This window comes from Reyranella aquatilis, assembly GCF_020880995.1.
Lineage (GTDB): Bacteria > Pseudomonadota > Alphaproteobacteria > Reyranellales > Reyranellaceae > Reyranella > Reyranella aquatilis.
The window spans coordinates 427,233-452,949 of sequence record NZ_JAJISD010000001.1 but is presented as its reverse complement, the minus strand read 5'-3'; the positions used below and the strand labels follow the sequence as shown (position 1 = coordinate 452,949).

Below are 25,717 nucleotides of genomic sequence, written 5' to 3'. Positions count from 1 at the left end.
CGACGAGCTGAATCACAGCGCGCGCTTTCTCGAGGAGATCACGCCGCTGGCGATGCCGTGCCACTCGATGGTGCCGGCGAGGCGGGAGTGCTCGATCTTGGGGCAGCGGTTCATGACCACCTTGAGTCCGGCCTTTTCGGCGCGTTCGGCGGCTTCCATGTTCACGACGCCGAGCTGCATCCAGACGACCTTGGCGCCATGCCTGATCGCCTCGTCGGTGATCGGGCCGGCGGCCTCGGAATTGCGGAAGATGTCGACCATGTCGGCCTTCACCGGCAGCTCGTCGAGCGAGCCGTAGACCTTCTGGCCGAGGATTTCCTGCCCCTTGGCAGCGGGATTGACCGGGATGACCTTGTATCCGCGGTCGAGCAGATATTTCATGGCGAAATAGCTTGGACGATTCCAGTTGGCCGAAGCGCCAACCATGGCGATGGTCCTTGTGTCGCGCAGGATCCTGCGCAGGTAGAGATCGTCGTAACGGTCGCTGAAGGCGGCTTGCATGGGGGGATTATACATGGCCGGTCCGATGCTGTTCGAGCCGATTTCCATCCGCGACGTCACCCTGAAGAACCGGGTGGTCGTGGCACCGATGCACCAGTATGCGGCGGAGAAGGGCTTCGCGACCGACTGGCACCTGGTGAATGCCGGCCGCTACGCCGCCGGTGGCGCCGGTCTCGTCATCATGGAATCCACCAAGGTCGAGCGGCGCGGTTGCGGCACCGTCGGCGACCTCGGCCTCTGGGACGACAAGTTCATCCCCGGCCTGAAGCGCTGCGTCGACTTCATCCGGCTGCACAATTCCGTGCCGGGCATCCAGCTGGGCCACTCGGGCCGCAAGGCGCGGCGTTTCCGTCCCTGGGAAGGGGGCGCACCGCTGAAGCCATCGCCCGAAATCGACGATTGGGACGATTGGGAGCTCGTCTCCTCGAGCGGTATCAATTCGCCCGACACCGATCCGACGCCGCGGGCACTGACGCTGGCGGAAATCCCCGAGGCCGTGGAGCGTTGGGGCCAGGCGGCGCGGCGTGCCCACGAGGCCGGCTTCGACGTGCTCGATATCCACATGGCGCACGGCTACCTGATCCATCAGTTCCTCTCGCCGTTCTCCAACGTGCGCAACGATCAGTATGGCGGCAGCGAGCTGAACCGCATGCGTTTCGCCATCGAGGTGGTGGAGAGCGTCCGCGCGCACTGGCCGGCCTCCAAGCCGCTGTTCGTTCGCCTCTCGGTCGAGGACGATTCCGGATGGGGTCCCGACCAGAGCGTCGCGCTGGCGAAGATCCTGAAGCCCAAGGGCGTCGACGTGATCGACTGCAGCTCGGGCGGCATGCGCGGCTCGCCGGTCGTGAGCGCGGGGCCCGTAACCTACGGGTACCAGGTCCCGTACGCCGACCGGCTGAAGAACGATGCCGACATTTTGAGCATGGCCGTCGGCCTGATCGTCCATGCCGACCAGGCCGAGAAGATCCTGCAGGAAGGCCGCGCCGACCTGATCGCGCTGGCGCGCGAGCTTCTCTACAATCCGAACTGGCCGATGGATGCGGCACAGAAGCTGGGAGTGGACGCGAAGTTCGCTTCGGTGCCGCCTGCCCAGGCCTACTGGCTGGCCAAGCGCGCACAGTCCGTGAAGTCGGTTACGCCGTCGACCTACATGAAGGGCCTTCACGTCGAGTGAACGGGACAGTCACCGGGACGTGACACCGCCTCGTCCCGCCGCGCGCTATGGTCTTCGCCATCTCGAACTCCGGCGGAGCGCACCATGAAGCGAATTGCAGCAACGGCCCTGACGGTAGCCTGTCTCCTGTCCGCGCCGGTTTGGGCGGCGCTCAAGCCCGGCGATTCAGCGCCTGACTTCACGGCGCAGGCAGCACTCGATGGCAAGGACTATACGTTCTCGCTGGCTGATGCGCTGAAGAAGGGGCCGGTGGTTCTCTACTTCTTTCCCAAGGCCTTCACGACCGGCTGCACCGCCGAGGCGCATGAGTTCGCGGAAGCGGCGGACCAGTTCAAGGCGCTGGGTGCGTCCCTGATCGGCATGTCAGCGGACGATATCGGCACGCTGCACAAGTTCTCGACGCAGGCATGCTCCGGCAAGTTTCCGGTGGCGGCAGATCCCGACCTCAAGGTTATCAAGGCCTATGACTCGGCGTTGATCCGCGTCGGCAGCGTCGGCATCGCCGACCGCATTTCCTATGTGATCGGCCAGGACGGCAAGATCGTCTACGCCTTCTCGGACCGCAATCCGGACAAGCACGTCGAGAACACGATGGCGGCGGTCAAGCAGCTGCAGAAGAAGTAGCCATCCGGTTCCGTTCGGCGCGCTTGCGCAGCAGATGCGCGGCGCCCATCAGCGCCGCCGTCAGCACGATCGTCAACGTCGAGACGGCGGCAATGGTCGGATCGATCTGGAACCGCAGATCGTCCCACATGCGGCGCGGCAGGGTGACCGCGCCCGTCCCTGAGATGAACAGCGCCACGATCAGCTCGTCGAACGAGGTGATGAAGGCGAAGAGTGCACCAACCAGCACACCGGGTTGGATCAGCGGTAGCGTCACCTGGAAGAAGGTGGCGCCCGGCGTCGCGCCGAGACTGAGGGCGGCCTGCTCCAGCCGCGGGTCGATGCCCGACAGACTCGCCGTTACGCTGGTGACGACGAAGGGCACGGCGAGGCAGGTATGCGCCAGCACCATCGCGATGGGTGTGCCGACCAGGCCGTACCGGGAATAGGCGTAGTAGATACCGATCGCCACGACGATGCCGGGCACGATCAGCGGCGACAGGATCAGGCCGGCCGCGACGACTCGCATCGCCTTGGGCAGGCGCGCGATGCCGAGCGCGGCCAGCGTGCCGAGGAAGGTCGCCAGCACCACGACAGCGCAGGCCACCCAGATGCTGACCCAGGTCGGCTTCAGCCAGTCGGGATTGCTGAAATAGGCCTCGTACCAGCGCAGGCCGAAGGCGGGCGGCGGGAAGGTGAGATAGGTCGCCGAGGAGAAGGAGACGATCGCCACCACGACGATCGGGAAGGCGAGGAAGAACAGGATCAGGCCGACGACGCCGGCCGGAAGGATGCGCGCTAGGATCATCTCATGCTCGTCCTGAACGCATTGCCGACCCCGGGCAGCTTGCGGGCCACCGCGAGGATGGCGAGCGCCGTCGCCAGCAGGACGGCCGAGAGCGTCGCGGCATAGGCCCAGTTCAGCTGGTCGACCTGCTGGGCGATCAGCATCGACAGCGTGATGTCGCGCGGGCCGCCGACCATCGCCGGGGTGATGTAGAAGCCCAGCGCCAGCACGAAGGTGAGCAGGGTGCCGGCGGCCACGCCCGACATCGACAAAGGCAGGATGATCTGGCGGAAGGTCATGAACGGCGTCGAGCCCAGGCCCGACGCGGCCCGGATCAGCGACGGATCGATCTGCCGCAGCGCATTGGCAATCGGCAGGATCATGTAGGGCAGAAGGATGTGGATCATCGCGATCTGGGTCGCGAGCGGGGTGTTCAGGATCCGGATCGGCCGGTCGATCATGCCGAGCGCCAGCAGCGCCTCGTTGACCAGCCCGTGCCGGCCCAGCAGCACCATCCAGGCGTAGCTGCGGACCAGGACACTGGTCCAGAAGGGCAGCAGGATGATCACTAGGATGAAGGGCGCCATCGCTTTGGCACGGACCAGTCCCATGGCCACCGGATAGCCCAGGATCAGGCATCCCAGGGTGACCGTGACCGAGGTGTTGAACGTGATCCAGAAGGTCTTCTGGAACACCACGTCGTCGAACAGAGTGGCGTAGTGCGAGAGCGTCCAGGACGGATCGTTCACGCTGCGCAACAGCATCGCCACGACCGGCAAGGCGTAGAAAACCAGCATGTAGAGCAGCAAAGGTGCAGCCAGCAGCAGGGGAACCGCGCGCCGCCAGTCGAACGGTGCCGTCTGCGGCCGACTGACCGCGAGGGCGAGCGAGGCGGGCTGCGCGACCTCAGACACCGCCCACCTCAGACAAGGATCGTGTCCGCGACCGACCAGGCAATCTCCGCGCGCTCACCCACGGCCCGGCGGCGTATGGCGGCGCTGGAGGGCTCCTTGAGCACGATCGACGTGCCGTCGCCGGCCTGCAGCATGTAGCGGCAACGTTCGCCCGCGAAGACCGCCTCGGTAACGGTGACGCTGAGACAGTTCTGCGGCATCTGCTCGCCGATCCAGGCGCTGTCGGCAAAGCGCAGGCGCTCGGGCCGCGTGGTGAGCGTCACCTTCTCGCCGCTGGCCGGCCTGCCGGGGCAGAGGGCGCGAATCACCGCGCCGTCGCATTCGGCGATCACGACATCGTTCTCGACGCCCCGCACGACCGCGGGCAGGAAATTGGATTCGCCGATGAACCCCGCGACGAAGCGGTTTTCCGGCCGGTCGTAGAGATCCTCGGGAGTCCCGACCTGCGCCACCTTGCCGTCGTTCATGACGGCGATGCGGTCGGACATGGTGAGCGCTTCTTCCTGGTCGTGCGTCACGTAGATGAAGGTGATGCCGAGATCGGCGTGCAGGCGCCTCATCTCGAGCTGGAGATTCTCGCGGAGCTGCTTGTCGAGCGCGCCCAGCGGCTCGTCCATCAGCAAAAGGCGCGGCTTGAAGACGACGGCCCGGGCGACGGCGACCCGCTGCTGCTGGCCACCCGAAAGCTGGCGCGGATAGCGTGCGCCGTAGCCCGGCAGATGCACCAGCTCCAGAGCTTCGGCCACCAACCGGGCGCGCTCGGGCTTGGGAACGCCGCGCTGCTTCAGCGGGAAGCCGACATTCTCCTCGACGGTGAGGTGAGGGAAGAGCGCGTAGTTCTGGAAGACCATGCCGATGTTGCGCCGGTACGGCGGCATGGCGACCACCGACTTGCCGTCGATCGCGATGTCGCCGGCGGTCGGTGTCTCGAAGCCGGCGATCATCATCAGGGTCGTGGTCTTGCCGGAGCCGCTGGGCCCCAGCATCGTCAGGAACTCGCCGGAGCGGATGTCGAGCGACACGCGATCCACGTCCTTGGGGGCGGCGCTGGCGCGATCGTAGGTCTTCTCCAGGTCGGAGAGCGTCACCGACGCACCCCTTCCTATGTCTGCTCCGTTCGTGCCGGCACTGATCATCGCGTCAGCTCAACAGCCATTTGTTGAACTTCGGAATCACCGTCTCGCGATTCTCGATCCACCAATCGTAGTTGTAGGGCACGAGCTGCTTGGCGATCTCGGGCGCGCTGGGCAGGACGGCCAGCCGCTCGGCCGGGATGTACTCGTTCGACTTGGCATTAACCGAGCCGTAGGGGATGCCGAGGCAGACGCGGGCCTGCGGGATCGCCATGGTCGAGTAGGCCACGAACTTCATGGCATTGACCTTGTTCTTGGCGCCCTTGGGAATGCCCCAGGCATCGCGCTTGGACAGGCCCTGGTTCCAGCTGATCGCCGCGGGGACACCGGCGGCCTGCAGTGCGGCCATGCGGCCGTTCCAGACCGACGTCATGGTGACCTCGCGGTCGGTCAGCAGCTGGATCGGCACGGCGCCGGTATCCCACCACTTGAAGACGTCCTTCTTGATCTTCGCGTAGCTCGCCAGCGCCTTGTCGACGTCGAGCGGGTAGAGCTTGTCGGGCGGCACGCCCGCCGCCATCAGCGCGAACTCCATCTCCGGCCAGCCGCCGCTGTTGGTGCCGTAGAGCGCACGGTCGCCCGGGAATTTCCTGGTATCCCAGAAATCTGCCCAGCCCGATGGCACGGCGCCCTTGAAGGCGTCGGTGCGATAGGCGAGGACCTGCGCCCATACCAGCATCTCGAGCCCGTATTCGAAGCGGAACTGCTTCTCGACCCCGGGATCGACGATGTCGTAGTCGATCTTCTCGAAGTAGTCACCGCGCTTCTGGAGGTTCATGATCGAGCCGCGGCTGAGCTGCGCGAGGTCCCATTCGACGTTGCCGGTGTCGACCATCGCCTTGATCTTGGTCGGATCGGAACCCGGGAAGGCGCGCACCTTTATGCCGGTGATCTTCTCGAAGGGCTCGAAGTATGCCTTCTGCTGCGTCTCCTGCATCGTGCCGCCGAAGGTGGCGATGCGGATCTCGCCGCTGCCCTTCAGGATGTCGGGCACGGTCGTCTGCTCGGGCCACGCCGCCTGGCCGTAGCTCGGCCGGATGAAGGGGGAGGCTACCAGGCCAGCGCCCATGAGACCGAGGGTGGCGCGCCGGCCGATTGTCTTCTTGCTCATGGATGCCTTCCTTTGCGTTCGGGTGGATCAGTAAGCGAGGAGGTTTTCCCTGAACTGCTTGTGCTCGTAGGCCTTGCGCACCAGGCCGCGGTCCTGCAGGGCGGGCACGAGCCCGTCCTCGATCTCGGCCAGGGTGCGGCGGTTGACGTTGGGCATGGAGAAGAGGAAGCCGTCGCCGCCGACCTCCTGCATGACTTCGCCCATGCGGGCGGCGACCGAATCGCAGGTGCCGCAGAGGTCGATCGACAGGTCGACGGCATTGAACGACGCCATCGTCTGGCGGATCGAACGGCCAGCGGCGAGCGTGCGGAACTGCTCCAGATTGAGCTGGTGGCCATTGGTGGTCACGTCGTCGGGCAGAGGCTTGTCGAGGTCGAACTTGCCGAAGTCGATGTTGGTGACGTTGCCGAAATGGGCGAGGCGCTCCTGGATGTTGGCCTGCGCCATCGCCTCGCGCTTCTTCTTGCGCTCGAGCGCCTCTTCCATGGTCTCGCCGAGGATCGGATTGATCAGGTACAGGACCTTGCAGTCGCTCGGCTTACGGCCCTGCGCGACCATGTGCTTGTGCACGTCGTCGCGATAGGCGCGCATCGCGTCGATGCCCTTGGCGTTCACCACGATCGTATCGGCGTGGGCGGCGGCGAACCGGCGGCCGCGCGGCGACCCGCCGGCCTGGGCGATCACCGGCCGGCCCTGCGGACTGGGGCCGGAGTTGAGCGGCCCGCGAGTCTTGAAGTACTTGCCCTCGTAATTGACGCCGTGGACCTTGGTGTGATCGATCAGGTTTCCGCTCTTGCGATCGGCGATCATGGCGCCGGGCTTCCACGAGCCCCACAGGCCTCGAACCACTTCCATGTATTCGTCGGCCATGTCGTAGCGCAGGTCGTGCTCGGGCATGCCGGGCATGCCGAAGTTCATCGCCGCGAAGTCTGAGCTGCCGGTGACGGCATTCCAGCCGGCGCGGCCGCCCGACACCTGGTCGAGCGTCGCCATCAGCCGGGCCAGCAGGTAGGGATGATAGGCATAGGTGCCGAAGGTCGGCACGATGCCGATGCGCGACGTCACCTGGGTCATGAGGGCGGCGACCACGGACGGGTCCTGCCGCGGCACGGCAATGGCTTTCTTGAGGTAGATCTCCGTGGAGCCGCCGAAGCTCTCGCCGACGTAGGAGGAATCCTCGAGCAGGATGTAGTCGAAGCAGGCCCGTTCCAGGCTACGGGCCATGTCGAGGAACAGCTCGGGCCGCTCCCAGGTCGTCCCGATATGGCCCGTCCAGGGTTCGCCCCAGGCCTGAACGCTGGAGCCCTGTAGGAACCACGCGAGATGAAACGGGTTGGTCGCCACGAACGCCCTCCAATGCCGCCTAGCCGGCAGAACAGACGCAAATACTGTGCCGACAATTCGCAGGGCGGCTCTGCGTGCCGCGGGGGCAAGAGCGCGTCGCACCCTCCCGCGAGTTGCGTTACCATTGCCCCCACGGCATCGGCAGACAGCACAAGCAGGAGCGCGAGATGGACACCGTGATGCAATCGGGGCGGCAGGACATGACGGAAGCCGAGTGGCAGGCGCGCTGCGATCTTGCCGCACTCTATCGCATTACCGATCACTTCGGCTGGACCGACACGATCGACACGCACATGACGGTGCGCATCCCGGGCGAGCCCAAGTGTTTCCTGATCAACAACTACGGCGACCTGTTCGACGAGATCACCGCCTCGAGCCTGGTGAAGATGGACATCGACGGCAACGTCTACGCCAAGGACGGCAAGTTCAACGCTGCGGGATTCACCATCCATAGTGGTGTCTACAAGGCACGCCCGGATGCAAACTGCGTGATGCATACGCATACGCGCGCCGGCACCGGCGTCTCCGTCCTGAAGAAGGGCATCCGGCCGATCAGCCAGGATGCGCTCTCTGTCTATGACGACCTCGTCTATCACGAGTACGGCATGCCGACGTCGCAGGAGGAGTGCGATGCGCTGGGCGTCTCCTGCCAGCATGGCAACTCGGTGGTGCTGCGCAACCACGGTCTCCTGACCGTCGGCGCTACGATCCCGGGCGCGTTGCGGCGCATGTACATGCTGGAGCGCGCCTGCGAGGTCGAGGTCATCGCCCGCAGTCTCGACGAAGAGCCCGCACCGATCGAGGAGGACGTGATCCGCCAGTACGGCGAGCGGGCCAAGCAGCAGCGCGCCAACCCGGAGTACGGCATGACCTATTGGAAGGCGGCCCTGCGCCAGATCGAGGGCAAGGGCACTGACTGGCGGCAGTAGTCCTGCGGCCCCCGGAGTCGCACACGAAAAGAGCGCGCCGCGAGGCGCGCTCTTGTTGTTTTGGGGAGGGGGCTACTTTGCGGGCGTCGAAAGCTTGACGATCTCTGTCCAGCGATTGAGCTCGCGGGCAAGATAGGCGCCGAGCTCGGCAGGACCGCCTCGCCGGTCCTCGATGCCCTGTACCCGGAACGACTCCTTGAGCTTGGGACTGTCCAGCGCCTTGTCGACGGCGCGATAAAGCTTCTCGACGATCGGCTGCGGCGTGCCCTTCGGGGCCAGCATGTAGAACGAGACATCGGCCACGATGTCGGGGTATCCGAGTTCCTTGAAGGTCGGGGTGTCGGGAAACACCGCTGCCCGCTTCTCGCCGGTGACGCCAAGCAGGCGCGCCTGCTTGGCGTTATAGACGGGCACCCCGGACGCGACCGGCGTGAACCAGATCTGGATGCGGTTGGTCAGCAGGTCGCTCAGCGCGTCCGTCGTGCTCTTGTACGGCACCATGACCGTGTTGATCCTGGCTGCACGATTGAGCATTTCGCCCAGGAACTGGGGCACGCCGCCGACGAAGCCTGAAAAGTTGATCTTGCCCGGCTGCTGGCGCGCGAGTTCGACCAGCTCGGCGACGTTCTTCGCCGGCAGCTCGTTGGGCACGAACATCGAATAGAGGACGCCGCCCGTGAAACTGACCGGGGCGAAGTCGTTGAGCAGGTTGGCGGTGGTGTTGCCGGTCGCCTGGTTGATGATGTTGCTCAGGGAGGCGATCACCACCGTATGGCCGTCGGGCCGCGACTTGGCGACATAGTCGGCGCCGATGTTGCCGGTGGCGCCGGGCCGGTTCTCGACGATGACGCTCTGACCCAGTGTCGTGGTCATGTCCTGGGCGAGCAGCCGCGCGATGATGTCGTTGGTGGTCCCGGGACCGAACGGCGCCACGATGGTGATGGGCTTGCCCTGCTGAAAGTCCTGGGCGCGTGCCGGTACGGCCGCGACCGCCACACTCGCCATCGCCGAAGCGACGGCCGCCCGTCTGGATAGTTTCACAGCCCGCATGGGCTCCCTCCACCGCTTTTTATTGTGAAGCGGATTAACGGCCACACATCGGGGGCCGTCAACTCGACAAGCCGGGAGGGACGACATGACCTCCAAGGTAATTGCGGTTCGACGGCCACGGCGGCACGCTCGCTTCATGTCATCCTCGCCATCGCAAGCCGCTCGCTGGTTCGACCTGTTCGCTGCTTTCGGACGGTCGCCCGGTCCGGACACCTATGCCGCCGTCTTCCATCCCGACGGCGAGGTTTCGGATGCCGGCATGGCGACCCCGACGCCTGCCTCGCAGGTGCGCGATGCCATCGCGCACGTACTGCGCCTGATGCCGGACCTCACGATCGACATGCGGCGCTATCGCAGCCGCGGCGCGGCAGTGTTCGTCGAGGCGGCCAATCGCGGCACGATCAACGGCACGCCGGTCGCGTGGGGCGCCACCTATCGGGTCCATCTGCGCGACGGTGGCGTGCATCGAGGCCGCCGCTTCTATGACCAGGCCGCACTGTTCCGGGCCCTGCGTCCCGACATGGCTTGGCTGCCGCAAATGCCGGCGAGGCCGCAGGGTATCGTGTCCGCCTATGCCGACCTCGTGCACGATGCGCCGCTCAACGCTTCGTTCGCATCCGACGCCATCATCGAGGTGCCGGATCAGCGCCGTCCACTTGCACCCGGCGAGATCTTTTCCCATCTGGCCGGCGCGCCGTTGCAGGCGATCGACTGGGCGGGCGACGACAGGCTGATGTTCGTGGAATGGCGGCGTGGTGATCTGTTGGGCGTCGACCGGCTCGAACTCGACGGGGGCCGTATCGTGTCGATGCGTCGCTACTTCGACACGCTCGGCCTGCTGGCCGAGCACGACCCGTCGGTGACGGCGCTGCGCGCCTCGCTGCTGTCGAACGCGGCAGGCGCTGATTAACGCCCCGTCCAGTCGGGCTTGGGCTTCTTGTTCACGAAGGCGTCGATGCCGGCCTGCGCATCCTCGCGCTGGATGGCGCCCGCCATGAAGTCGGTCGCATAGGCGTAGGCCTGCTCGACGCCCATCTCCATGTGATTGCGGAACATCGCCTTGCCCGAGGCGATCTGCTGCGGCGGCTGGCTGGCGATCCGCTCGGCCAGGGCCCTGGTCTCGCGGTCGAGATCGGCTGGCAGGACGACACGGCTCACCAGACCGTCGCGCAACGCGGTGGCGGCGTCTACGAACTCGCCGGTGAAAAGCATGTCGAGCGCGCGCTTCGGCCCGATATTGCGACCGACCGCTACCGAGGGCGTGCCGCAGAACAGGCCGTTGTTGATGCCCGATGTGGCGAAAGTGGCAGTGCTCGAGGCAACGGCGAGATCGCAGGCGGCGACCAGCTGGCAGCCGGCGGCGGTCGCAACGGCCTGCACCTTGGCGATCACGGGCTGGGGCAGGCGACCGATGGAGAGCATCATCGCCGAGCAGCGCGTCATCAGGCTGTGGTGAAAGACGTAGTCGCGCGTCGAGGCGACCTCGCGCAGGTCGTGGCCGGTAGAGAAGGCGCGGTCTCCCTGCGCCTCGATCACGACACAGCGGATGGCCGTGTCCCGGGCCAGCCTGTCGAATTCCGCCTGCAGCGCATCTATAAGTTCACCCGAGAGCGCGTTCATGGCGCGCGGCCGGTTGAGCGTTAGGAAGGTCACGCGACCCTCGTCGCGGCGAAGCAGGACGGATTCGTTGGAGGCGGCGGTCATGGCGGCATTTTATGGGAAACGGCGAGGGGCGTCATGCCGGTGATGTCCCCTGCGGAACTGATGGTGTTCCTCGAAGAGCATTTCCCGCAGGCCGCCCATCTGGGCCTCGCCATCGAGCATCTCGACGAGCGCACCATCAGGCTGCGGCTGCCGACGCACGAGCGGCACCTGCGGCCCGGCGGAACGATCTCCGGGCCGACGCTGATGTGGCTGGTCGATTGCGGGTTCTACCTGCTGATTCTGGGTCAGCTCGGACCGGTGGCCCTGGCGGTGACCACCAATCTCAACATCAACTTCATGCGCAAGCCGGAGCCTGCCGACCTGATCGGAGAGGGGCGTCTTCTGAAGCTGGGGAAGACGCTGGCGGTCGGCGACTTCACGATCTATAGCGCCGGGAAGGCGGAGCCTGTGGCGCACGCCACGGTGACTTATGCCATACCACCCAAGGCTTAGAGCGCAGGTATTATAATACCCCATATTTAAGTCATTGATTTTAATCATCTATTTTTGGCGATTTGACAAACCCTGTCTCTCTCCCCATAAGCGCGCGCTCATCGGAAGAAAGACCCATGCAAGCCCTCACCAAGCAGACTCACAGCATCAAGACTGCCGACGTGCAGAAGAAGTGGTTTTTGATCGACGCCGAAGGCCTCGTGCTCGGCCGCCTCGCCTCGATCATCGCCATGCGCCTGCGCGGCAAGCACAAGACCACGTTCACGCCGCATATCGATTGCGGCGACAACATCGTCGTGATCAACGCCGAAAAGGTGCGCCTCACCGGCCGCAAGGCCGAGCGTGAAGTGTTCTACTGGCATACCGGACATCCCGGCGGCATCAAGGGCGAGACCCTGGGCAAGCGCCTCGAAGGCCGCTTCCCGGAGCGCGTCCTGATCAAGGCCGTCGAGCGCATGATCACCCGCGGCCCGCTCGGCCGGGCGCAGATGAAGAACCTGCGCGTCTACGCCGGTCCGAACCACGAGCAGGAGGCCCAGCAGCCCGAGAAGCTCGATATCGCCGCAATGAACCGCAAGAACTCGAGGATCGGCTAACATGGCTACCGAACTTTCGTCGTTTGCCGAGCTGAAGAAGGCCCCGACGGCCGCTGCGGCTCCGGGCGCTCCGCGCGAGAAGGAAATCGACGCGCAGGGCCGTGCCTATGCCACGGGTCGCCGCAAGAACGCGGTCGCCCGCGTGTGGGTCAAGCCCGGTACCGGCAAGATCATCGTCAACGGCCGCGACCAGACGATCTACTTCGCTCGTCCGACGCAGCGCATGATGATCCAGCAGCCGTTCGACGTGTCGCAGCGAAATGGCCAGTTCGACGTGATTGCCACCGTCTCGGGCGGTGGTCTGTCGGGCCAGGCGGGTGCGGTTCGTCACGGCATCGCACAGGCGCTCTCGAAGTTCGAGCCCGGCCTGCGCGGCGCCATGAAGTCCAACGGCTTTCTCACCCGCGACAGCCGCGTGGTCGAGCGCAAGAAGTACGGCCGCGCCGGTGCGCGTCGCCGCTTCCAGTTCTCGAAGCGCTAAACTCGCGTTTCGGCTATTTTCGAAGGGCGCCTCCGGGCGCCCTTCTTTTTTGTGCCCTTGATGGTTTGTGGAGTGACGCCCCGATGTCCGGTCTCATCGTGCCCTTCAACGGCTTCGTGCCCCAGGTCCACAGCACGGCCTTCATCGCACCCAACGCCACGCTGATCGGAGAGGTCGAGATCGCCGCCAACTGCAGCATCTGGTTCGGCGCGGTGCTGCGGGGTGACGGGCCGGGCATCAGGATCGGCGAGAACTCCAACATCCAGGACGGCACGGTGATCCACATCGCCGCGCGCGGCGTCGGCACGGTCGTCGGTCGCAACGTCACGGTTGGTCATCTGGCTCTCCTGCATGCCTGCGAGGTGCAGGACGACGCCTTCATCGGCATGCACTCGACGGTCCTGGACGAGGCGGTGGTCGAAACCGGCGCCATGGTTGCCGCGGGGGCGGTGGTCACGCCGCGCAAGATCGTGCGCAGGGGCGAACTGTGGGCCGGCAACCCGGCCGTGAAGATGCGCGACGTCACCGAGAAGGACCTGGAATCCTTCCGTCGCTCCGCGGCGGCCTATGTCCGTCTCGGACAGGCCTATCGGGGCGAGCAATCGAAGGCCGCCGATTGACGACGTCCTGGTGCACTTGTTGGTGCGCGACTTCCCCTTAGTTGCATTCTCGCTGACAACAACTATAACCTCAGTTATGCTTCAATTTGTTTGAGCGTTCCGAGGGTGTTTCTGCATGGCGACGACGATTGCTCCGTCCATCGTGACGGACGCCGAAAAGGTCGAGTTCAAGACAACCGACCAGAGCATGTGGAGCACCGGCCAGGCTTTTACGATCAACGAAAGCTGGACGCTCTTCGAGGAGGGGTTTTCAGACAGCTTCTCGGAATTCGATGACGACCTCACGGTCTCGGCAAGCGCCAGCGTCTCGCTGGTGTTCAGCGTCGAGGCGGATGCCGGCAGCATTTCGCTCAAGTACCCGGTCGACGTCAGTTTCCAGATGCCCAACGTCGTGGCGGCCGGCCAGCAGTTCACGGTCCAGAGCATCAATAATGGCCTCGACGGCAGCGCGACTCACTTCGACGCCAAGTTTCCGGAGTTCAAGGTCGATCTGAATGTCATCTTCACCGCCGACTTTTCCCTGAATTTCGACTCCGATCTTTTCGGCTCTGACTCGGTCGGCTACGACTACGACAACACGATCAAGCTCATCTCCCTTCACTCGGGCGACAGGAAGACCATCGTCGATGGCTTCGACGTCTTCCTGCCGAAGGCCTACGACCCATCGCTGACCACGGAGCAGTCGGGCAGCGGCCCGCTCGCCGGCGTGACGCTGGATGTGACGACGCCCGACATTGCCACGGTCGATGTCGACGTTCTCGCGGTCATAGAGGACATCGTCGGTCCTGAGTTCCCTTCGCTCTCGGGAAGCTTTCTCGATGGCGACATCAGCTACAACCTCCTGACGGCCGAACTGGATGCGGGTCTTGCGATCACGCAGCAGTTCCAATTTCTTCCTACGGAAATCGATGTGACGCTGACGGCGCCGTGGGGCGAGAGCGTCACCATTCCGGTCGGACAGTCGGCGACGTTCAACGTTCCTTACTACTGGGACAAGGAGACGACGCTCACCGCGAGCTACAGCCTGCAGGGAAATCTGGTCAACCAGACGGGCTTCATCGGCACGGCGACTCTCAATCTGACGGCGCTCGGCGGCAACGTGGACCTGTTCGATTACGGGCCTTTCGGCCCGCTCTACACCGACGATATTCCCGTCTACAACAGTGGCGCCATCTACATCTACAATCCTGGCGGCCCAGGAGGCTTTGCGTTCGAGGGCTTCAATACGCCCACCCACAATCTGCGGATCGAGTATGGATCCGGGACGCTCGTCGGACCCGGCGATTTCGGCCTCGACGGTGCGGGATTCACCGCCAACGACGCCGCGCTCATCCAGGCTACCCTGAATGCAATTGCAACGGCGGCAGGTGATACCGGCACCAATGCCTACATCGTCGGTGGTAGCGGAAGCGCGGATGCCGAAGACGGAAAGCTCAATGTCCAGATCGTCGACAGCGGAGCTGCCTCGGGGTTTCTAGGATATGGATTCGATGCCGGCTTCATCTGGGCCGGAGGTGACGGCGCGTCGCTTACGGGCAACAACGAGTCGCGGCTGCTGGCGGCTGCTCCAAAGCGGGGCGGGACGGCTTCACTGACCGCGGGTGGCAACGAACTGATGGTCGCAGGCCAGACGGGCCAGGTCGTCTTCAACATCAGTACCGGTTTCAACGGCATGATCGCCGGCTTGCAGGCCGGCGACGTCATCAACATAACCGGGGTCCAGGCGGTCGACGTCTATCTCGAAGGTTCGACCCTGGTATTCATGGAGTCGCCGTTCGAACGCTACGAGGTCGCCGTGTCCGGCGACCTCGAGAACCTCTACTTCCGGTTCACCAATGACGGTTGGGACGGGACTTCGTTGACGTTCGTCGGGCCGCCGCCGACACCCGGAACGGAAGCCGACGACACCATCACCGGCTCGTCCGGCAGCGAAACACTGAACGGCGGTGCCGGCGACGACTCGATCGTGGGCGGCGGCGGCACCGACACGATCGATCTCGGCAGCGGCGCGGATACGCTGGGCGGCTACTGGGGAGACATGAACGGCGACATCGTCTCGGGCTTCACGTCGGAAGACAGGATCGATATCACCGGTTCGCTGATCGGCAGGTCGAACTTCGACGTTGCGCTCGGGACCGGGACGGCAACGCTGACGGCCGCCGGAACCTCGATCCAGTTGAACGGCGATTTCACCGGCGGCGACTTCATGGTGATCACGCGCGGAACGGGTGCCGACGCGCATACGACGGTCACGTTCGAGAATTATCTGCCGGACCTGAGGGAAGGGGTGAGCGTCGATCCAGCCCAGATCAACGGCGTCAACAACGAGGCTTTCCTCACGGGCGACGGTTTCGTCCACTTTACGGTCGACTTCAGATCGGCTGCCTCCGGCTATGCCAATTCGCTCGGCACATATCACGTGGCTGCCGACGGCACGATCAGCGATGTCCAGATCCTGTTCGACAACACGCGCGACACGACGTCGGGCTCCGTGGATCTCGGCGTGCTGGCGAACAATGCGCGCATCGGATTCTTCCTCATCCAGGACGGCTACGGGCGGTATGGCAGCCTGCCGAACGATCTGTCCTTCCGGGCGCCGGCCGGCGACGCGGCCGCGGACCTCGATGCGGGGCTGCCGCCGACGCTGACCAGCGCATCGCTCGGCGCATTGACTACCGTTCCGATCTTCCACTCCTTCTCGACTTTGAACCCGGACGACGCCATCCAGGTCCTGTCCGGCGTCTCGCCGGGCGGGCAGCAATTGCTGATCGGTTTCGAGGATCTGGTTTCCTCGATCGGTGACAACGATTTCCAGGATGTCGTCATCAGTGTCCGCGTGGACACCGACAACATGTTCCTCGTGGTCTGAAGCCGGGGACTACTCGCCCGACCGCACCTTCACGTAGCTACCCGGCGCGTCTTCGATTGCCGGGAGTCCGCCGGCGCCGGGCACGCGCGCCGGCACTTGCGGTCCGGACAGGGCGGAGAGCCACTTGTCCCAGTCGTGCCACCACGAGCCCGGGAACTCCTTCGCCCCGGCCTGCCATTCGGCCAGGGTCGGCGGGTTCTTGGCCGTCTCGTTCAGCCAGTGCTGGTACTTCTTGTTGCGCGGCGGATTGACGACACCCGCAATGTGGCCCGAGCCCGCGAGCATGAAGCGCACCGGGCCACCAAAAATCTGCGTCGCCTTGTAAACCGAGCGCGCCGGCGCAATGTGATCTTCCTTGCCGGCCTGGATGTAGACCGGGATTGTGATCTTGCGCAGGTCGATCGGCACGTTGTCGAGGACGATGCCGCCCGGCTGGCTGAGCAGGTTCTTCTGATACATGTTGCGCAGGTAGAAGCTGTGCATCGCCGCGGGCATGCGCGTCGCATCGGCGTTCCAGAAAAGCAGGTCGAAGGGGAAGGGATCCTTGCCCATCAGGTAGTTGTTTACGACGAACGACCAGATGAGGTCGTTCGCGCGCAGCATATTGAAAGTCGTTGCCATCTCGCTGCCCTCGAGATAGCCCTTCTTGCCCATCATCTCCTCGACACTGGCGAGCTGGTCCTCGTCGATGAAGACGCCCAGTTCGCCCGGTTCGCTGAAGTCGACTTGGGCGGTGAAGAAGGTGCAGGCGGCGATGCGGTCGTCGCCGCGCGCGGCCATGTAGGCCAGGGTCGCCGCCATCAGCGTGCCGCCGATGCAGTAGCCGATAGCCGATACCTTCCGGGCTCCGGTCGCCTTCTCGATGGCGTCGAGGGCAGCCAGCGGACCCTGATTCATGTAGTCCTCGAACACCATCTTCGCGAGGCGCTCGTCGGGATTGACCCACGAGATCACGAACACCGTGTAGCCCTGTTCGGTCGCCCACCTGATGAACGAGTTCTCGGGCTTGAGGTCGAGGATGTAGAACTTGTTGATCCACGGCGGCACGATCAGCAGCGGCATCTCGTAGACCTGCTCGGTCGAGGGCGCGTACTGGATGAGCTGCATGACGTCGTTCTGATAGACGACCTTGCCGGGGGAGGTGGCGACGTTGCCGCCGACCTTGAAGGCGTCCATGTCGGTCTGTCGGATGGCAAGTGTGCCCTTGCCGCGCTCGAGGTCGCCGAGAAGGTTCTTCAGCCCCTTCAGCAGGTTTTCGCCCTTGGACTCGACTGTGGCCTTCACGACTTGCGGGTTGGTGAGGGCGAAGTTGGACGGCGAGACCGCGTCGATGAACTGGCGGGTGTAGAAGTCGACCTTCTTCGCGGTCTTGTCGTCGACGCCCTCCACTTCCTTGATCGTGCCCTGCAGCCAGCGGGCCGTGAGCAGGTAGGACTGTTTCAGGTAGTCGAAGACGACCTCGTCCTTCCAGGCGGGATCATTGAAGCGCTTGTCGCCGCGCGCGGGCTCGACGACCGGCTCGACGGTCTGCCCCATCATACGCTGGGCCGTGACCTGCCAGAGCTTCATGTACTGCTGCCAGAGTTCGACCTGCGCCTGAACGAGCCGGTTCGGGTCGGCCATCATCTTGGCCGTGAAGTCCATGAAGGTCTGGGTGAGGTGCAGCGGATCGGCGGGCTGCGGCCCCGTCGATTGGTATTTCTGGGAGAAATCCTGCAGCAGCTTCTGGCTGCGCGTCGCGATGTCCTTGAAGGCCTCCTGGAGCTTGGCTGACTCCTCCGGCGAGAGGCCGCCAAGGGCCGTGGGGGCGGGCGTGTCGGACATGCGTTTCCCCTTCCGAATCATTGCCTTTGCAGCGTTTCTTGCGGTAAAATCGCCGCTTCGGTACCATACCTAGTGCCAAACCTACCGGAATCGCTGCTTGCTTCCCATAGGTAGGCTGCGACAACTGACGGGTCAAATTTCCTCCCGGTCTCCGCTAGACAAGCGGAGGATGCCGGGCTTCAAGCGGACACAGCAGGTGATGAAGATGCAGCGACCCCAGGACACGATCGGCAATGGCCGCTGGCTCGGCCTGCTCGGAGTGTCTGCGTTCGCCCTGCTCGCGGGCTGCGGCTGGTTCGAGGGTTCCGCGCCGGTCGGGGCGCCGCCGCGCCCGGGAGTCGAGCGCGAGGTCGCGCCCAGCAGCGCGCTTCCGCCTGCGCCGGGCAACCGGCAATATGACGCCCCGGTGTCCGCCGGCGACGAGACCCGCAATGCAACGGCGCCGATCGGCTCGGTGATCTCGGCCAAGGGTGGACAGAAGGCCCAGAAGGAAGCCATCGAGAAGGAGCAGGCCGAACGCGACCGCAAGGATCGCGAGGCGCGGCTCGAACGCGAGGCCGCCGACAAGGAACTCAAGAGCAAGGAGAAGCAGGAGGCGGCGCCCGCCGCCGCGCCGGTGGGCGCGCCACCTGCAGGGGCCGGCACAATCACGTCCGATCCGGCACCCGTTTCGGCGCCGGTGCCGCCGCCGGCTCCAGTGACGACGGCGCCGATGGCCCCGCCGTCCGCAGCGCCCGATCCCGCGACAGCGCCGGCGCCTGTTCCGGCCCCGGTCGCGCCGACGCCGTCGGGCAATCCCAATCGTGCCTTCAGCCCGCCGCCGGGCTGGACGCCGCCCGGAGCCGAGCCCGGTTCGGTCACGACCGGCGCGCCGCCGGCCTCTCCGCCGCCGCCGCCAGCAGCGCCCGCGCCGGCTGCAACCCCGTCGGCCGATCCCAACAAGGCCTTCGCCCCGCAGCCGGGCTGGACGCCGCCGGGCGTCGATGTTGGATCGGCGATGCCGCTGGCTCCGCTGACGGCGTCCTTTAGGAGCACGGCCAATGCAGACGCGTGTGCGGAGCCGACGCTCACCATGGCCAACATCGCCGCCGCCCAGTCGGGCGCCGTGCCCTTCAGCAGCCTGAAGTCGCCGCCGTTCGACGGATCGATCCAGGTTGCCGTCATCCAGTTCGGCCAGGCCTCTACCGGGCTCGACGATATCGACCAGGCCGTGCTCGCCCGCGTGGCCGAGATCCAGCGCGACAACGGCGGGACCGTGCGCATCGTGGCCCATGCCGCGGCGGATGCGGTACCGGCCGGCCGGCGCGACAACTTCGACATATCGCGCCTTCGTGCGCTGGCGATCGCCCAGCAACTGCGTCGCCTCGGTGTCCCGGTCGACCGTATGGTCGCCGAGGCCGCGTCGGACGACGAGCCGATCTATCAGACCAGCACCGCCCGCGGCCTCGCCGCAAACCGCCGCGCCGACGTCTTCATCGATTTCTAGGCGCCAAGGAAGAACGACATGGACGACTCAGAATTCCACCGCCTGAAGCGCCTGCCGCCCTATGTGTTCGCGGAAGTGAACGCCATGAAGGCCCGCGCCCGCGGCGCCGGCCAGGACGTCATCGACCTCGGCATGGGCAATCCCGACCTGCCGACCGCGCCGCACATCGTGGCCAAGCTTGCAGAGGCCGCGGCTAACCCGCGCGCCCACGGCTACTCGGCGTCTCGCGGCATTCCGGGCCTGCGCAAGGCCCAGGCAGCTTATTACGCGCGCCGCTTCGGCGTGGAACTCGACCCCGAAACCGAAGTCATCGTGACGCTGGGATCGAAGGAGGGGCTGGCCAACCTCGCGCAGGCGATCACCTCGCCCGGCGATACGGTTCTCGTGCCCAATCCCAGCTATCCGATCCATCCCTACGGCTTCATCATCGCCGGCGGGTCGGTGCGTCACATTCCGGTTCCGGGCTCGACCTCGATCGAGGAGTTCCTGCCGGCTCTCGAGCGCGCCGTTCGGCACGCCGTGCCCAAGCCGCTCGCCCTGGTGCTGAACTATCCGTCGAACCCGACCGCGCAGGTCGTCGATCTCGATTTCTACGGAGCCATCGTCGACTTCTGCAAGCGCGAGGGCATCTGGATCCTGTCGGACCTCGCCTATGCCGAGATCTACTTCGACGGCGTGCCGCCGCCGTCGGTGCTGCAGGTGCCGGGCGCCCGCGACATTGCCATCGAGTTCACCTCGATGAGCAAGACCTACTCGATGGCCGGCTGGCGCATGGGCTTCGCGGCCGGCAACAAGACGCTCATCCAGGCGCTGACCCGCATCAAGTCCTACCTCGACTACGGCGCCTTCACGCCGATCCAGGTGGCGGCGACGGCAGCGCTGAACGGCCCGCAGGATTGCATCGCCGAGGCGCGCAACACCTACAAGGAGCGCCGCGACGTGCTGATCGAGGGCCTGAAGGGTGCGGGCTGGGACCTGCCGGCGCCGTCTGCCAGCATGTTCGCCTGGGCGCCGCTGCCCAAGGAGTTCGCCGAACTGGGCTCCTTGGCCTTCTCCAAGCTGCTGCTGACCCAGGCCAACGTCGCGGTTTCGCCGGGCATCGGATTCGGCGAGCATGGCGACGCCCATGTCCGCATCGCCCTGGTCGAGAACAAGCACCGGATCCGACAGGCCGTCCGCAACATTCGCACGGTGATGGCCGACCCCGGTCGTGCCATCGACCTGTACCTGCGCGGCGTTGGGGACAATATCACGCCGATCAAGGCTCGCGCCTGATCCTATCCTGTCGTATCAGGCGCCCATGAATTCTCCTCTCAGGATCGGCATCGCCGGGCTCGGCACCGTGGGCGCCGGCGTGGTCAAGCTGCTGGCCGAACACGGCCGGCTCCTCTCGGTTCGCGCAGGACGGCCTTTCAAGGTCGTGGCCGTCAGCGCGCGCAGCAAGGCCAAGAAGCGCGACATCGACCTCTCCGGCATGCGCTGGGAGAAGGACCCGATGGCGCTGGCGACCGCGCCGGATATCGACGTCGTGGTCGAGTTGATTGGCGGTTCGGGCGGCGTCGCCCGGCGTCTCGTCCAGAAGGCGCTGGCCTCTGGCAAGCACGTCGTCACCGCCAACAAGGCGCTGCTGGCGCTGCATGGCACCGAGCTGGCCGCGCTGGCCGAGAAGAAGCAGCGTAACCTGGCCTTCGAGGCCGCGGTGGCGGGCGGCATTCCGATCATCAAGGCGTTGCGCGAGGGCCTGGCCGGCAATCGCGTGAAGCGGCTCTACGGAATCCTCAACGGCACCTGCAACTACATCCTGACGACCATGCGCGAGACCGGCCGCGACTTCGATGTCGTGCTGGCCGAGGCGCAGGCGGCGGGCTACGCCGAGGCCGATCCCACGTTCGACGTCGACGGCATCGATGCCGCCCACAAGCTCGCGGTGCTGACCGGCGCCGCCTTCGGCGCGAAGGTCGATTTCGCCGGCGTGCATGTCGAGGGCATCCGCCGGGTGACCTCGATGGACATCGAGTTCGCGCAGGAGCTCGGCTACCGCATCAAGCTGCTCGGCCTGGCGCGCGAGACGCGCTACGGCATCGAGCAGCGCGTGCACCCCTGCATGGTGCCGCTCGACACGCCGATCGCCCACATCGAGGGCGTGTTCAATGCGGTCGTCGTGGAGGGCGACTTCGTCGGCACGACGATGTTCCAGGGCCGCGGCGCGGGGCAGGGACCGACCGCCTCGGCCGTCGTCGCGGATCTGGTGGACGTGGCGCGCGGACGGCACATGCCGGCCTTCGTCGTTCCCGCCGAGAAGCTCGCGACCAAGAAGGCCTCGCCGATGGACCGCCATGTCGGCGCCTACTACATGCGCCTGATGGTACAGGATCGACCGGGCGTGATCGCCGCGGTGTCGGGGGCGCTCGCCAAGGAGCGCATCTCGCTGGAGTCGATGCTGCAGCGCGGGCGCTCGGAGTCGGGCGAAGTGCCGGTGGTGCTGACGACCCACGAGACAGAAGAGGCTGCGATGCGGCGCGCCCTGGCGCGGATCGCCAAGCTCGGCGCCGTTGCCGAAGAGCCGTGCGTGATCAGGATCGAGGCATTCTAGAAGGCGCTGAGAGACGCCGCGGAGGAAACGATGGCCGATACGAGAGAAGAAACAGGCAGGATGGACCGCAACCTCGCGCTCGAGGCTGTCCGCGTGACCGAGGCTGCGGCGCTCGCGGCTTCCAAGCTCATGGGACGCGGCGACGAGAAGATGGCCGACCAGGCCGCCGTCGACGCGATGCGCACCTCGCTCAACTCGCTGGCCATCGAGGGCACCGTCGTGATCGGCGAGGGCGAGCGCGACGAGGCGCCGATGCTCTATATCGGCGAGAAGGTCGGCATGGGCGGCGGCCCCAAGATCGACATCGCGCTCGATCCGCTGGAAGGCACGACCATTACCGCCAAGGGCCTGCCCAACTCCCTCGCCGTCATGGCGATGGCCGAGCATGGGGGCTTCCTCAATGCGCCCGACGTCTACATGGACAAGATCGCCGTCGGCGGCGGACTGCCGGAAGGCGTCGTCGATCTCGACAAGAGCGTAGCGGAGAATCTCAAGGACCTGGCCAAGGCCAAGCAGGTCGATGTCATCGATCTGGTCGTCTGCATCCTCGACCGGCCGCGCCATTCCGAGTTGATCGCCAAGGTCCGCGAGGCCGGTGCGCGCATCATGCTGATCGGCGACGGCGACGTGTCGGGCGTAATCGCCACCTCGACCGGCGATTCCGGCATCGACATCTACATGGGTTCGGGCGGCGCGCCGGAAGGCGTGCTCGCGGCGGCGGCGCTGCGCGCCATCGGCGGGCAGATCCAGGGCCGCCTGCTGTTCCGCAACGACGACGAGAAGGCCCGCGCCAAGAAGTGGGGCATCACCGATCTCAACCGCAAGTACTCGATGACCGACATGGCCAAGGGCGACGTCATGTTCGCGGCCACGGGCGTCACGTCGGGCTCAATGCTGAAGGGCGTGCGTCGCTTCCACAACGGCGCCGAGACCCATTCGATCGTGATGCGCTCCAAGACCGGCACCGTGCGCTGGGTTTCGGCGCGTCACAATTTCTCCATCAAGACCGGCCTGCCGAGCTGGGCGTAAGCCCGGGATCGACGGCCGGCTCGCCGGAGCGCGACGAGCGCGCTTCGGGTTAGGGTGGCCGCATGTCCGACTCTTCCAGAAACGAGCGCGCAGCGTTCCTCGGCGTCGAGCGCTCGCTGACGGGAAAGCGCTGGGCCACGCGGCTCAGCGACGAACGGCTGGCGCTGGCGATCGCCCAGCGTCATGGCCTGCCCGATGCGATTAGCCGTCTGCTGGCGGCGCGCGACGTCGGCCTCGAGGCGGTTGCCAACTTTCTCGAACCGACGCTGCGCAAGTTCCTGCCCGATCCCTCGCATCTGAAGGACATGGACGCGGCCGTCGGGCGCCTCGTGCGGGCCGTCCAGGCGGGCGAGCGCATCGTCGTGTTCGGCGACTACGATGTCGATGGCGCCACCTCCTCGGCGCTGCTGCTGCGTTTCTTCCGGGCCGTCGGCGGCAATATCGGCGTCTACATTCCGGACCGTCGCAAGGAGGGGTACGGCCCCAATGCGCCGGCGCTGCTGAAGATCAGGGAGGACGGCGCTTCCGTCGTCGTCACGGTCGATTGCGGCATCACCGCCTTCGAGCCGCTGGCCGAGGCGCGGCGCGCCGGACTCGATCTCATCGTGATCGACCACCATATGGCGGAGATCGCGCTGCCGGAGGCGGTGGCGGTGGTCGATCCCAACCGGATCGACGATGCCAGCCCGCACAAGCATCTCGCCGCGGTTGGCGTCGCGTTCCTGCTCGCCGTGGGTGTCAATCGCGCCTTGCGCGAGGCTGGCTGGTACGGCTCGGCGCGGCCTGAGCCCGATCTTCGGCAATGGCTCGATCTCGTGGCCCTGGGCACGGTCTGTGACGTGGTCCCGCTGCTCGGCGTCAACCGCGCGCTGGTCCGCGCCGGCCTTCAGGTCATGGCGCAGCGCGGCAATGCCGGGCTGGCGGCGCTCGCCGACATTGCCCGTCTGAAGGAAGCGCCGGAAGCCTATCATCTCGGATTCCTGCTGGGCCCGCGGGTCAATGCCGGCGGCCGGGTCGGCCAGGCCGATCTCGGCGCGCGTCTGCTGTCGAGCGACGATCCTCACGAGGTGGGCGCGCTCGCGATCCGGCTCGACGAGTTCAACGCCGAGCGGCGCGCCATCGAGCGCGACGTGCTCGATCAGGCGATCACGCGTATCGAGGGCCTGTACGGCGCCGACCGCGAGAGCCTCCCGTCTGTTCTGCTGGTCGAGAGCGAGGGTTGGCATGTCGGCGTGATCGGGATCGTCGCCAGCCGCCTGGTCGAGCGCTACGGCCGTCCGGCGTTCGTGATCGGCATGGACGGCGCCGTGGGCAAGGGCTCGGGCCGCTCGGTGCGCGGCGTCGATCTCGGCGCCTCGGTGATCGCCGCGCGACAGGCCGGGCTGCTGGTCAATGGCGGCGGCCACGCCATGGCCGCGGGTCTCACGGTGGCGCGCGATTCCCTGCCGGAACTGACACGCTTCCTCGACGAGCGGATCGCGCCGCAGCTCGGCGCTGCGCCGCCCGTCCGCGAACTGGGGATCGACGCCGCCCTGGCGCCCGCGGCCGCCACCAAGGAACTGGTCGACATGGTGGAGCGCGCGGGGCCGTTCGGCGCTGGCAACGCCCAGCCACGGTTTGCCCTGACCGGTGTCCGGGTGAGCTACGCCCAGCCGGTCGGCGAGGGGCATGTCCGCTGTACCCTGGTCGGCGCCGAGCGGGGCCGGGTCGAGGCCATCGCCTTCCGGGCCAACCAGAGCGCACTGGGGCCGGCACTTCTCGATCCCGCGCGACCCGTGCTGCATGTTGCCGGGGCGCTGCGGATCGACCGGTTCGGCGGGCGAGAGACGGTGCGCCTGCAGATCGACGATGCTGCGACCACGAGCGGCTCCGTGCTTGCTTGATTTTCGGTCTTCGAGTCGGTATTCCAGCCGCTCTTGCGGCCTTGTTCCCTTCGTCTAGAGGCCTAGGACACTGCCCTTTCACGGCGGCGACACGGGTTCGAATCCCGTAGGGAACGCCACAAGCCCGCAAGATCCCCCATCGATACAAGGCGCTCCCGGTTCGGCCACATACTGGCGGCCAACGCATGGGTGTCGGTCGCGGGGCTCGGATCATTGGCGGTGGTATGAGTCGGACCCGATGCGCACGCGCGTGGCGCCATTCTCCTCGTAGGTCAGGACCCATTCGACGCCGAGCCGGCCGTCGTTTAAGTAGCCGGTCCAGGACGTGATCGATGCGCAGTCGATCGAGGCGTTCTTCCAGCGCACCGTGTAGGAGATGCGCGGCCCGTCCATCCAGCCGAGGAGGGGGAAGGCGATGCCGGCGCATTTGTAGCCGGGGGCATTGTTCGCATAGGTGCCGCTGAGGCTTCCGTCCGGGCCCACGGATGCGACGACCAGCACCGACCCATGATCGTTCGCCCAGGTGCCAACGACCGAGGGCGACTGGGCTCCGGCCCTTGGCACCACGGCCGCGGCGGCCAACGACAGTCCAAGACCGAGGATCGACGAAACACGACGGCTCATCTACGTTCC

24 protein-coding genes and 1 tRNA gene are annotated in these 25,717 nt (G+C 65.9%); 15 read left to right on the top strand and 10 right to left on the bottom strand.

Features of this window, described 5'->3' with window-relative positions; all coding sequences use genetic code 11:
- Positions 1–12 precede the first annotated feature (12 nt).
- Positions 13–501, bottom strand: a complete 489-nt coding sequence (locus LJ725_RS02135; RefSeq protein WP_230548969.1) for a CoA-binding protein — start codon at positions 499–501, stop codon at positions 13–15.
- A gap of 13 nt (positions 502–514) precedes the next feature.
- Between LJ725_RS02135 and LJ725_RS02130 the strand changes: the two genes are divergently transcribed.
- Together LJ725_RS02130 and LJ725_RS02125 are read left to right on the top strand one after the other, a co-directional pair.
- A complete protein-coding gene (locus LJ725_RS02130) occupies positions 515–1,675 on the top strand; it encodes an NADH:flavin oxidoreductase/NADH oxidase (protein WP_230548968.1) in 1,161 nt (386 codons plus the stop codon).
- A gap of 84 nt (positions 1,676–1,759) precedes the next feature.
- Complete coding sequence (locus LJ725_RS02125; RefSeq protein WP_230548967.1) at positions 1,760–2,299, top strand: peroxiredoxin; 540 nt, start codon at positions 1,760–1,762, stop codon at positions 2,297–2,299.
- Here the strand turns inward: LJ725_RS02125 and LJ725_RS02120 are convergent.
- Genes LJ725_RS02120 through LJ725_RS02100 form a run of 5 tightly spaced genes read right to left on the bottom strand, consistent with a single transcriptional unit; the run spans position 2,277 to position 7,567 of the window.
- Positions 2,277–3,086 carry an ABC transporter permease gene (locus LJ725_RS02120; RefSeq protein WP_230548966.1) on the bottom strand — a complete coding sequence of 270 codons (810 nt, stop codon included), beginning with the start codon at positions 3,084–3,086 and terminating at the stop codon, positions 2,277–2,279. The two genes, LJ725_RS02125 and LJ725_RS02120, sit on opposite strands and share 23 nt — an antisense overlap.
- Positions 3,083–3,979, bottom strand: a complete 897-nt coding sequence (locus tag LJ725_RS02115) for an ABC transporter permease (RefSeq protein WP_230548965.1) — start codon at positions 3,977–3,979, stop codon at positions 3,083–3,085. Before LJ725_RS02115 ends, LJ725_RS02120 begins: the two co-directional genes overlap by 4 nt.
- An 8-nt stretch (positions 3,980–3,987) precedes the next feature.
- Complete coding sequence (locus LJ725_RS02110; RefSeq protein WP_230548964.1) at positions 3,988–5,067, bottom strand: ABC transporter ATP-binding protein; 1,080 nt, start codon at positions 5,065–5,067, stop codon at positions 3,988–3,990.
- A 52-nt stretch (positions 5,068–5,119) separates the two neighbouring features.
- Positions 5,120–6,223, bottom strand: a complete 1,104-nt coding sequence (locus tag LJ725_RS02105; protein WP_230548963.1) for an ABC transporter substrate-binding protein — start codon at positions 6,221–6,223, stop codon at positions 5,120–5,122.
- 27 nt (positions 6,224–6,250) lie between these two features.
- Entirely contained in the window at positions 6,251–7,567 is a 1,317-nt protein-coding gene (locus LJ725_RS02100) for an NtaA/DmoA family FMN-dependent monooxygenase (RefSeq protein ID WP_230548962.1), read from the bottom strand.
- Positions 7,568–7,734: 167 nt separating this feature from the next.
- Here LJ725_RS02100 and LJ725_RS02095 point away from each other — a divergent pair, with 167 nt between their 5' ends.
- The gene (locus LJ725_RS02095) at positions 7,735–8,496 is read left to right on the top strand and encodes a class II aldolase/adducin family protein (protein ID WP_230548961.1); all 762 of its coding nucleotides are present in this window, start codon (positions 7,735–7,737) and stop codon (positions 8,494–8,496) included.
- 72 nt (positions 8,497–8,568) lie between these two features.
- Here LJ725_RS02095 and LJ725_RS02090 read toward each other — a convergent pair whose 3' ends face one another.
- Positions 8,569–9,537: a Bug family tripartite tricarboxylate transporter substrate binding protein gene (locus LJ725_RS02090; RefSeq protein ID WP_230548960.1), complete on the bottom strand. Its 969-nt coding sequence runs from the start codon at positions 9,535–9,537 to the stop codon at positions 8,569–8,571.
- A gap of 94 nt (positions 9,538–9,631) precedes the next feature.
- On the opposite strand from LJ725_RS02090, the gene LJ725_RS02085 reads away from it, so the two are divergent.
- A complete protein-coding gene (locus tag LJ725_RS02085) occupies positions 9,632–10,456 on the top strand; it encodes a nuclear transport factor 2 family protein (RefSeq protein ID WP_230548959.1) in 825 nt (274 codons plus the stop codon).
- Here LJ725_RS02085 and LJ725_RS02080 read toward each other — a convergent pair.
- The gene (locus tag LJ725_RS02080; RefSeq protein ID WP_230548958.1) at positions 10,453–11,250 is read right to left on the bottom strand and encodes an enoyl-CoA hydratase; all 798 of its coding nucleotides are present in this window, start codon (positions 11,248–11,250) and stop codon (positions 10,453–10,455) included. The genes LJ725_RS02085 and LJ725_RS02080 overlap by 4 nt on opposite strands.
- A gap of 33 nt (positions 11,251–11,283) precedes the next feature.
- On the opposite strand from LJ725_RS02080, the gene LJ725_RS02075 reads away from it, so the two are divergent.
- The 5 genes from LJ725_RS02075 (at position 11,284) to LJ725_RS02055 (ending at position 16,269) form a co-directional block, all read left to right on the top strand.
- Positions 11,284–11,703, top strand: coding sequence for a PaaI family thioesterase (locus LJ725_RS02075; protein ID WP_230548957.1), 420 nt, complete (start codon positions 11,284–11,286; stop codon positions 11,701–11,703).
- Positions 11,704–11,819: 116 nt separating this feature from the next.
- Positions 11,820–12,299 (top strand): 50S ribosomal protein L13, encoded by a 480-nt coding sequence (rplM, locus tag LJ725_RS02070; RefSeq protein WP_230548956.1) that lies wholly within the window; start codon positions 11,820–11,822, stop codon positions 12,297–12,299.
- A 1-nt stretch (position 12,300) separates the two neighbouring features.
- The gene (gene rpsI / locus LJ725_RS02065; protein ID WP_230548955.1) at positions 12,301–12,780 is read left to right on the top strand and encodes a 30S ribosomal protein S9; all 480 of its coding nucleotides are present in this window, start codon (positions 12,301–12,303) and stop codon (positions 12,778–12,780) included.
- Positions 12,781–12,863: 83 nt separating this feature from the next.
- Complete coding sequence (locus LJ725_RS02060) at positions 12,864–13,400, top strand: gamma carbonic anhydrase family protein (RefSeq protein WP_230548954.1); 537 nt, start codon at positions 12,864–12,866, stop codon at positions 13,398–13,400.
- 115 nt (positions 13,401–13,515) lie between these two features.
- A complete protein-coding gene (locus tag LJ725_RS02055; protein ID WP_230548953.1) occupies positions 13,516–16,269 on the top strand; it encodes a DUF4114 domain-containing protein in 2,754 nt (917 codons plus the stop codon).
- A gap of 9 nt (positions 16,270–16,278) precedes the next feature.
- Here LJ725_RS02055 and LJ725_RS02050 read toward each other — a convergent pair whose 3' ends face one another.
- The gene (locus LJ725_RS02050; RefSeq protein WP_230548952.1) at positions 16,279–18,093 is read right to left on the bottom strand and encodes a PHA/PHB synthase family protein; all 1,815 of its coding nucleotides are present in this window, start codon (positions 18,091–18,093) and stop codon (positions 16,279–16,281) included.
- 205 nt (positions 18,094–18,298) lie between these two features.
- On the opposite strand from LJ725_RS02050, the gene LJ725_RS28870 reads away from it, so the two are divergent.
- The 6 genes from LJ725_RS28870 to LJ725_RS02020 all read left to right on the top strand — a co-directional run bounded on the left by LJ725_RS28870 (position 18,299) and on the right by LJ725_RS02020 (position 25,203).
- Positions 18,299–19,579: an OmpA family protein gene (locus LJ725_RS28870; protein WP_268990369.1), complete on the top strand. Its 1,281-nt coding sequence runs from the start codon at positions 18,299–18,301 to the stop codon at positions 19,577–19,579.
- An 18-nt stretch (positions 19,580–19,597) separates the two neighbouring features.
- Positions 19,598–20,854 (top strand): LL-diaminopimelate aminotransferase, encoded by a 1,257-nt coding sequence (locus LJ725_RS02040; RefSeq protein WP_230548951.1) that lies wholly within the window; start codon positions 19,598–19,600, stop codon positions 20,852–20,854.
- A 25-nt stretch (positions 20,855–20,879) separates the two neighbouring features.
- Positions 20,880–22,172, top strand: coding sequence for a homoserine dehydrogenase (locus tag LJ725_RS02035; protein ID WP_230548950.1), 1,293 nt, complete (start codon positions 20,880–20,882; stop codon positions 22,170–22,172).
- Positions 22,173–22,202: 30 nt separating this feature from the next.
- Positions 22,203–23,201: a class II fructose-bisphosphatase gene (gene glpX / locus LJ725_RS02030; protein ID WP_230548949.1), complete on the top strand. Its 999-nt coding sequence runs from the start codon at positions 22,203–22,205 to the stop codon at positions 23,199–23,201.
- 62 nt (positions 23,202–23,263) lie between these two features.
- Positions 23,264–25,084 carry a single-stranded-DNA-specific exonuclease RecJ gene (gene recJ / locus LJ725_RS02025; protein WP_230548948.1) on the top strand — a complete coding sequence of 607 codons (1,821 nt, stop codon included), beginning with the start codon at positions 23,264–23,266 and terminating at the stop codon, positions 25,082–25,084.
- 43 nt (positions 25,085–25,127) lie between these two features.
- A tRNA-Glu gene (locus LJ725_RS02020) sits at positions 25,128–25,203 on the top strand.
- A 91-nt stretch (positions 25,204–25,294) separates the two neighbouring features.
- Here the strand turns inward: LJ725_RS02020 and LJ725_RS02015 are convergent.
- Entirely contained in the window at positions 25,295–25,708 is a 414-nt protein-coding gene (locus LJ725_RS02015) for an avidin/streptavidin family protein (RefSeq protein WP_230548947.1), read from the bottom strand.
- Positions 25,709–25,717: the final 9 nt, after the last annotated feature.

Coding starts and splice junctions, on each gene's coding strand:
- LJ725_RS02135 (WP_230548969.1), bottom strand. CDS start 501: ATGCAAGCCGCCTTCAGCGACCGTTACGACGATCTCTACCTGCGCAGG.
- LJ725_RS02130 (WP_230548968.1), top strand. CDS start 515: ATGGCCGGTCCGATGCTGTTCGAGCCGATTTCCATCCGCGACGTCACC.
- LJ725_RS02125 (WP_230548967.1), top strand. CDS start 1,760: ATGAAGCGAATTGCAGCAACGGCCCTGACGGTAGCCTGTCTCCTGTCC.
- LJ725_RS02120 (WP_230548966.1), bottom strand. CDS start 3,086: ATGATCCTAGCGCGCATCCTTCCGGCCGGCGTCGTCGGCCTGATCCTG.
- LJ725_RS02105 (WP_230548963.1), bottom strand. CDS start 6,223: ATGAGCAAGAAGACAATCGGCCGGCGCGCCACCCTCGGTCTCATGGGC.
- LJ725_RS02095 (WP_230548961.1), top strand. CDS start 7,735: ATGGACACCGTGATGCAATCGGGGCGGCAGGACATGACGGAAGCCGAG.
- LJ725_RS02085 (WP_230548959.1), top strand. CDS start 9,632: ATGACCTCCAAGGTAATTGCGGTTCGACGGCCACGGCGGCACGCTCGC.
- LJ725_RS02080 (WP_230548958.1), bottom strand. CDS start 11,250: ATGACCGCCGCCTCCAACGAATCCGTCCTGCTTCGCCGCGACGAGGGT.
- LJ725_RS02075 (WP_230548957.1), top strand. CDS start 11,284: ATGCCGGTGATGTCCCCTGCGGAACTGATGGTGTTCCTCGAAGAGCAT.
- rplM (WP_230548956.1), top strand. CDS start 11,820: ATGCAAGCCCTCACCAAGCAGACTCACAGCATCAAGACTGCCGACGTG.
- rpsI (WP_230548955.1), top strand. CDS start 12,301: ATGGCTACCGAACTTTCGTCGTTTGCCGAGCTGAAGAAGGCCCCGACG.
- LJ725_RS02060 (WP_230548954.1), top strand. CDS start 12,864: ATGTCCGGTCTCATCGTGCCCTTCAACGGCTTCGTGCCCCAGGTCCAC.
- LJ725_RS02055 (WP_230548953.1), top strand. CDS start 13,516: ATGGCGACGACGATTGCTCCGTCCATCGTGACGGACGCCGAAAAGGTC.
- LJ725_RS02050 (WP_230548952.1), bottom strand. CDS start 18,093: ATGTCCGACACGCCCGCCCCCACGGCCCTTGGCGGCCTCTCGCCGGAG.
- LJ725_RS28870 (WP_268990369.1), top strand. CDS start 18,299: ATGCAGCGACCCCAGGACACGATCGGCAATGGCCGCTGGCTCGGCCTG.
- LJ725_RS02040 (WP_230548951.1), top strand. CDS start 19,598: ATGGACGACTCAGAATTCCACCGCCTGAAGCGCCTGCCGCCCTATGTG.
- LJ725_RS02035 (WP_230548950.1), top strand. CDS start 20,880: ATGAATTCTCCTCTCAGGATCGGCATCGCCGGGCTCGGCACCGTGGGC.
- glpX (WP_230548949.1), top strand. CDS start 22,203: ATGGCCGATACGAGAGAAGAAACAGGCAGGATGGACCGCAACCTCGCG.
- recJ (WP_230548948.1), top strand. CDS start 23,264: ATGTCCGACTCTTCCAGAAACGAGCGCGCAGCGTTCCTCGGCGTCGAG.
- LJ725_RS02015 (WP_230548947.1), bottom strand. CDS start 25,708: ATGAGCCGTCGTGTTTCGTCGATCCTCGGTCTTGGACTGTCGTTGGCC.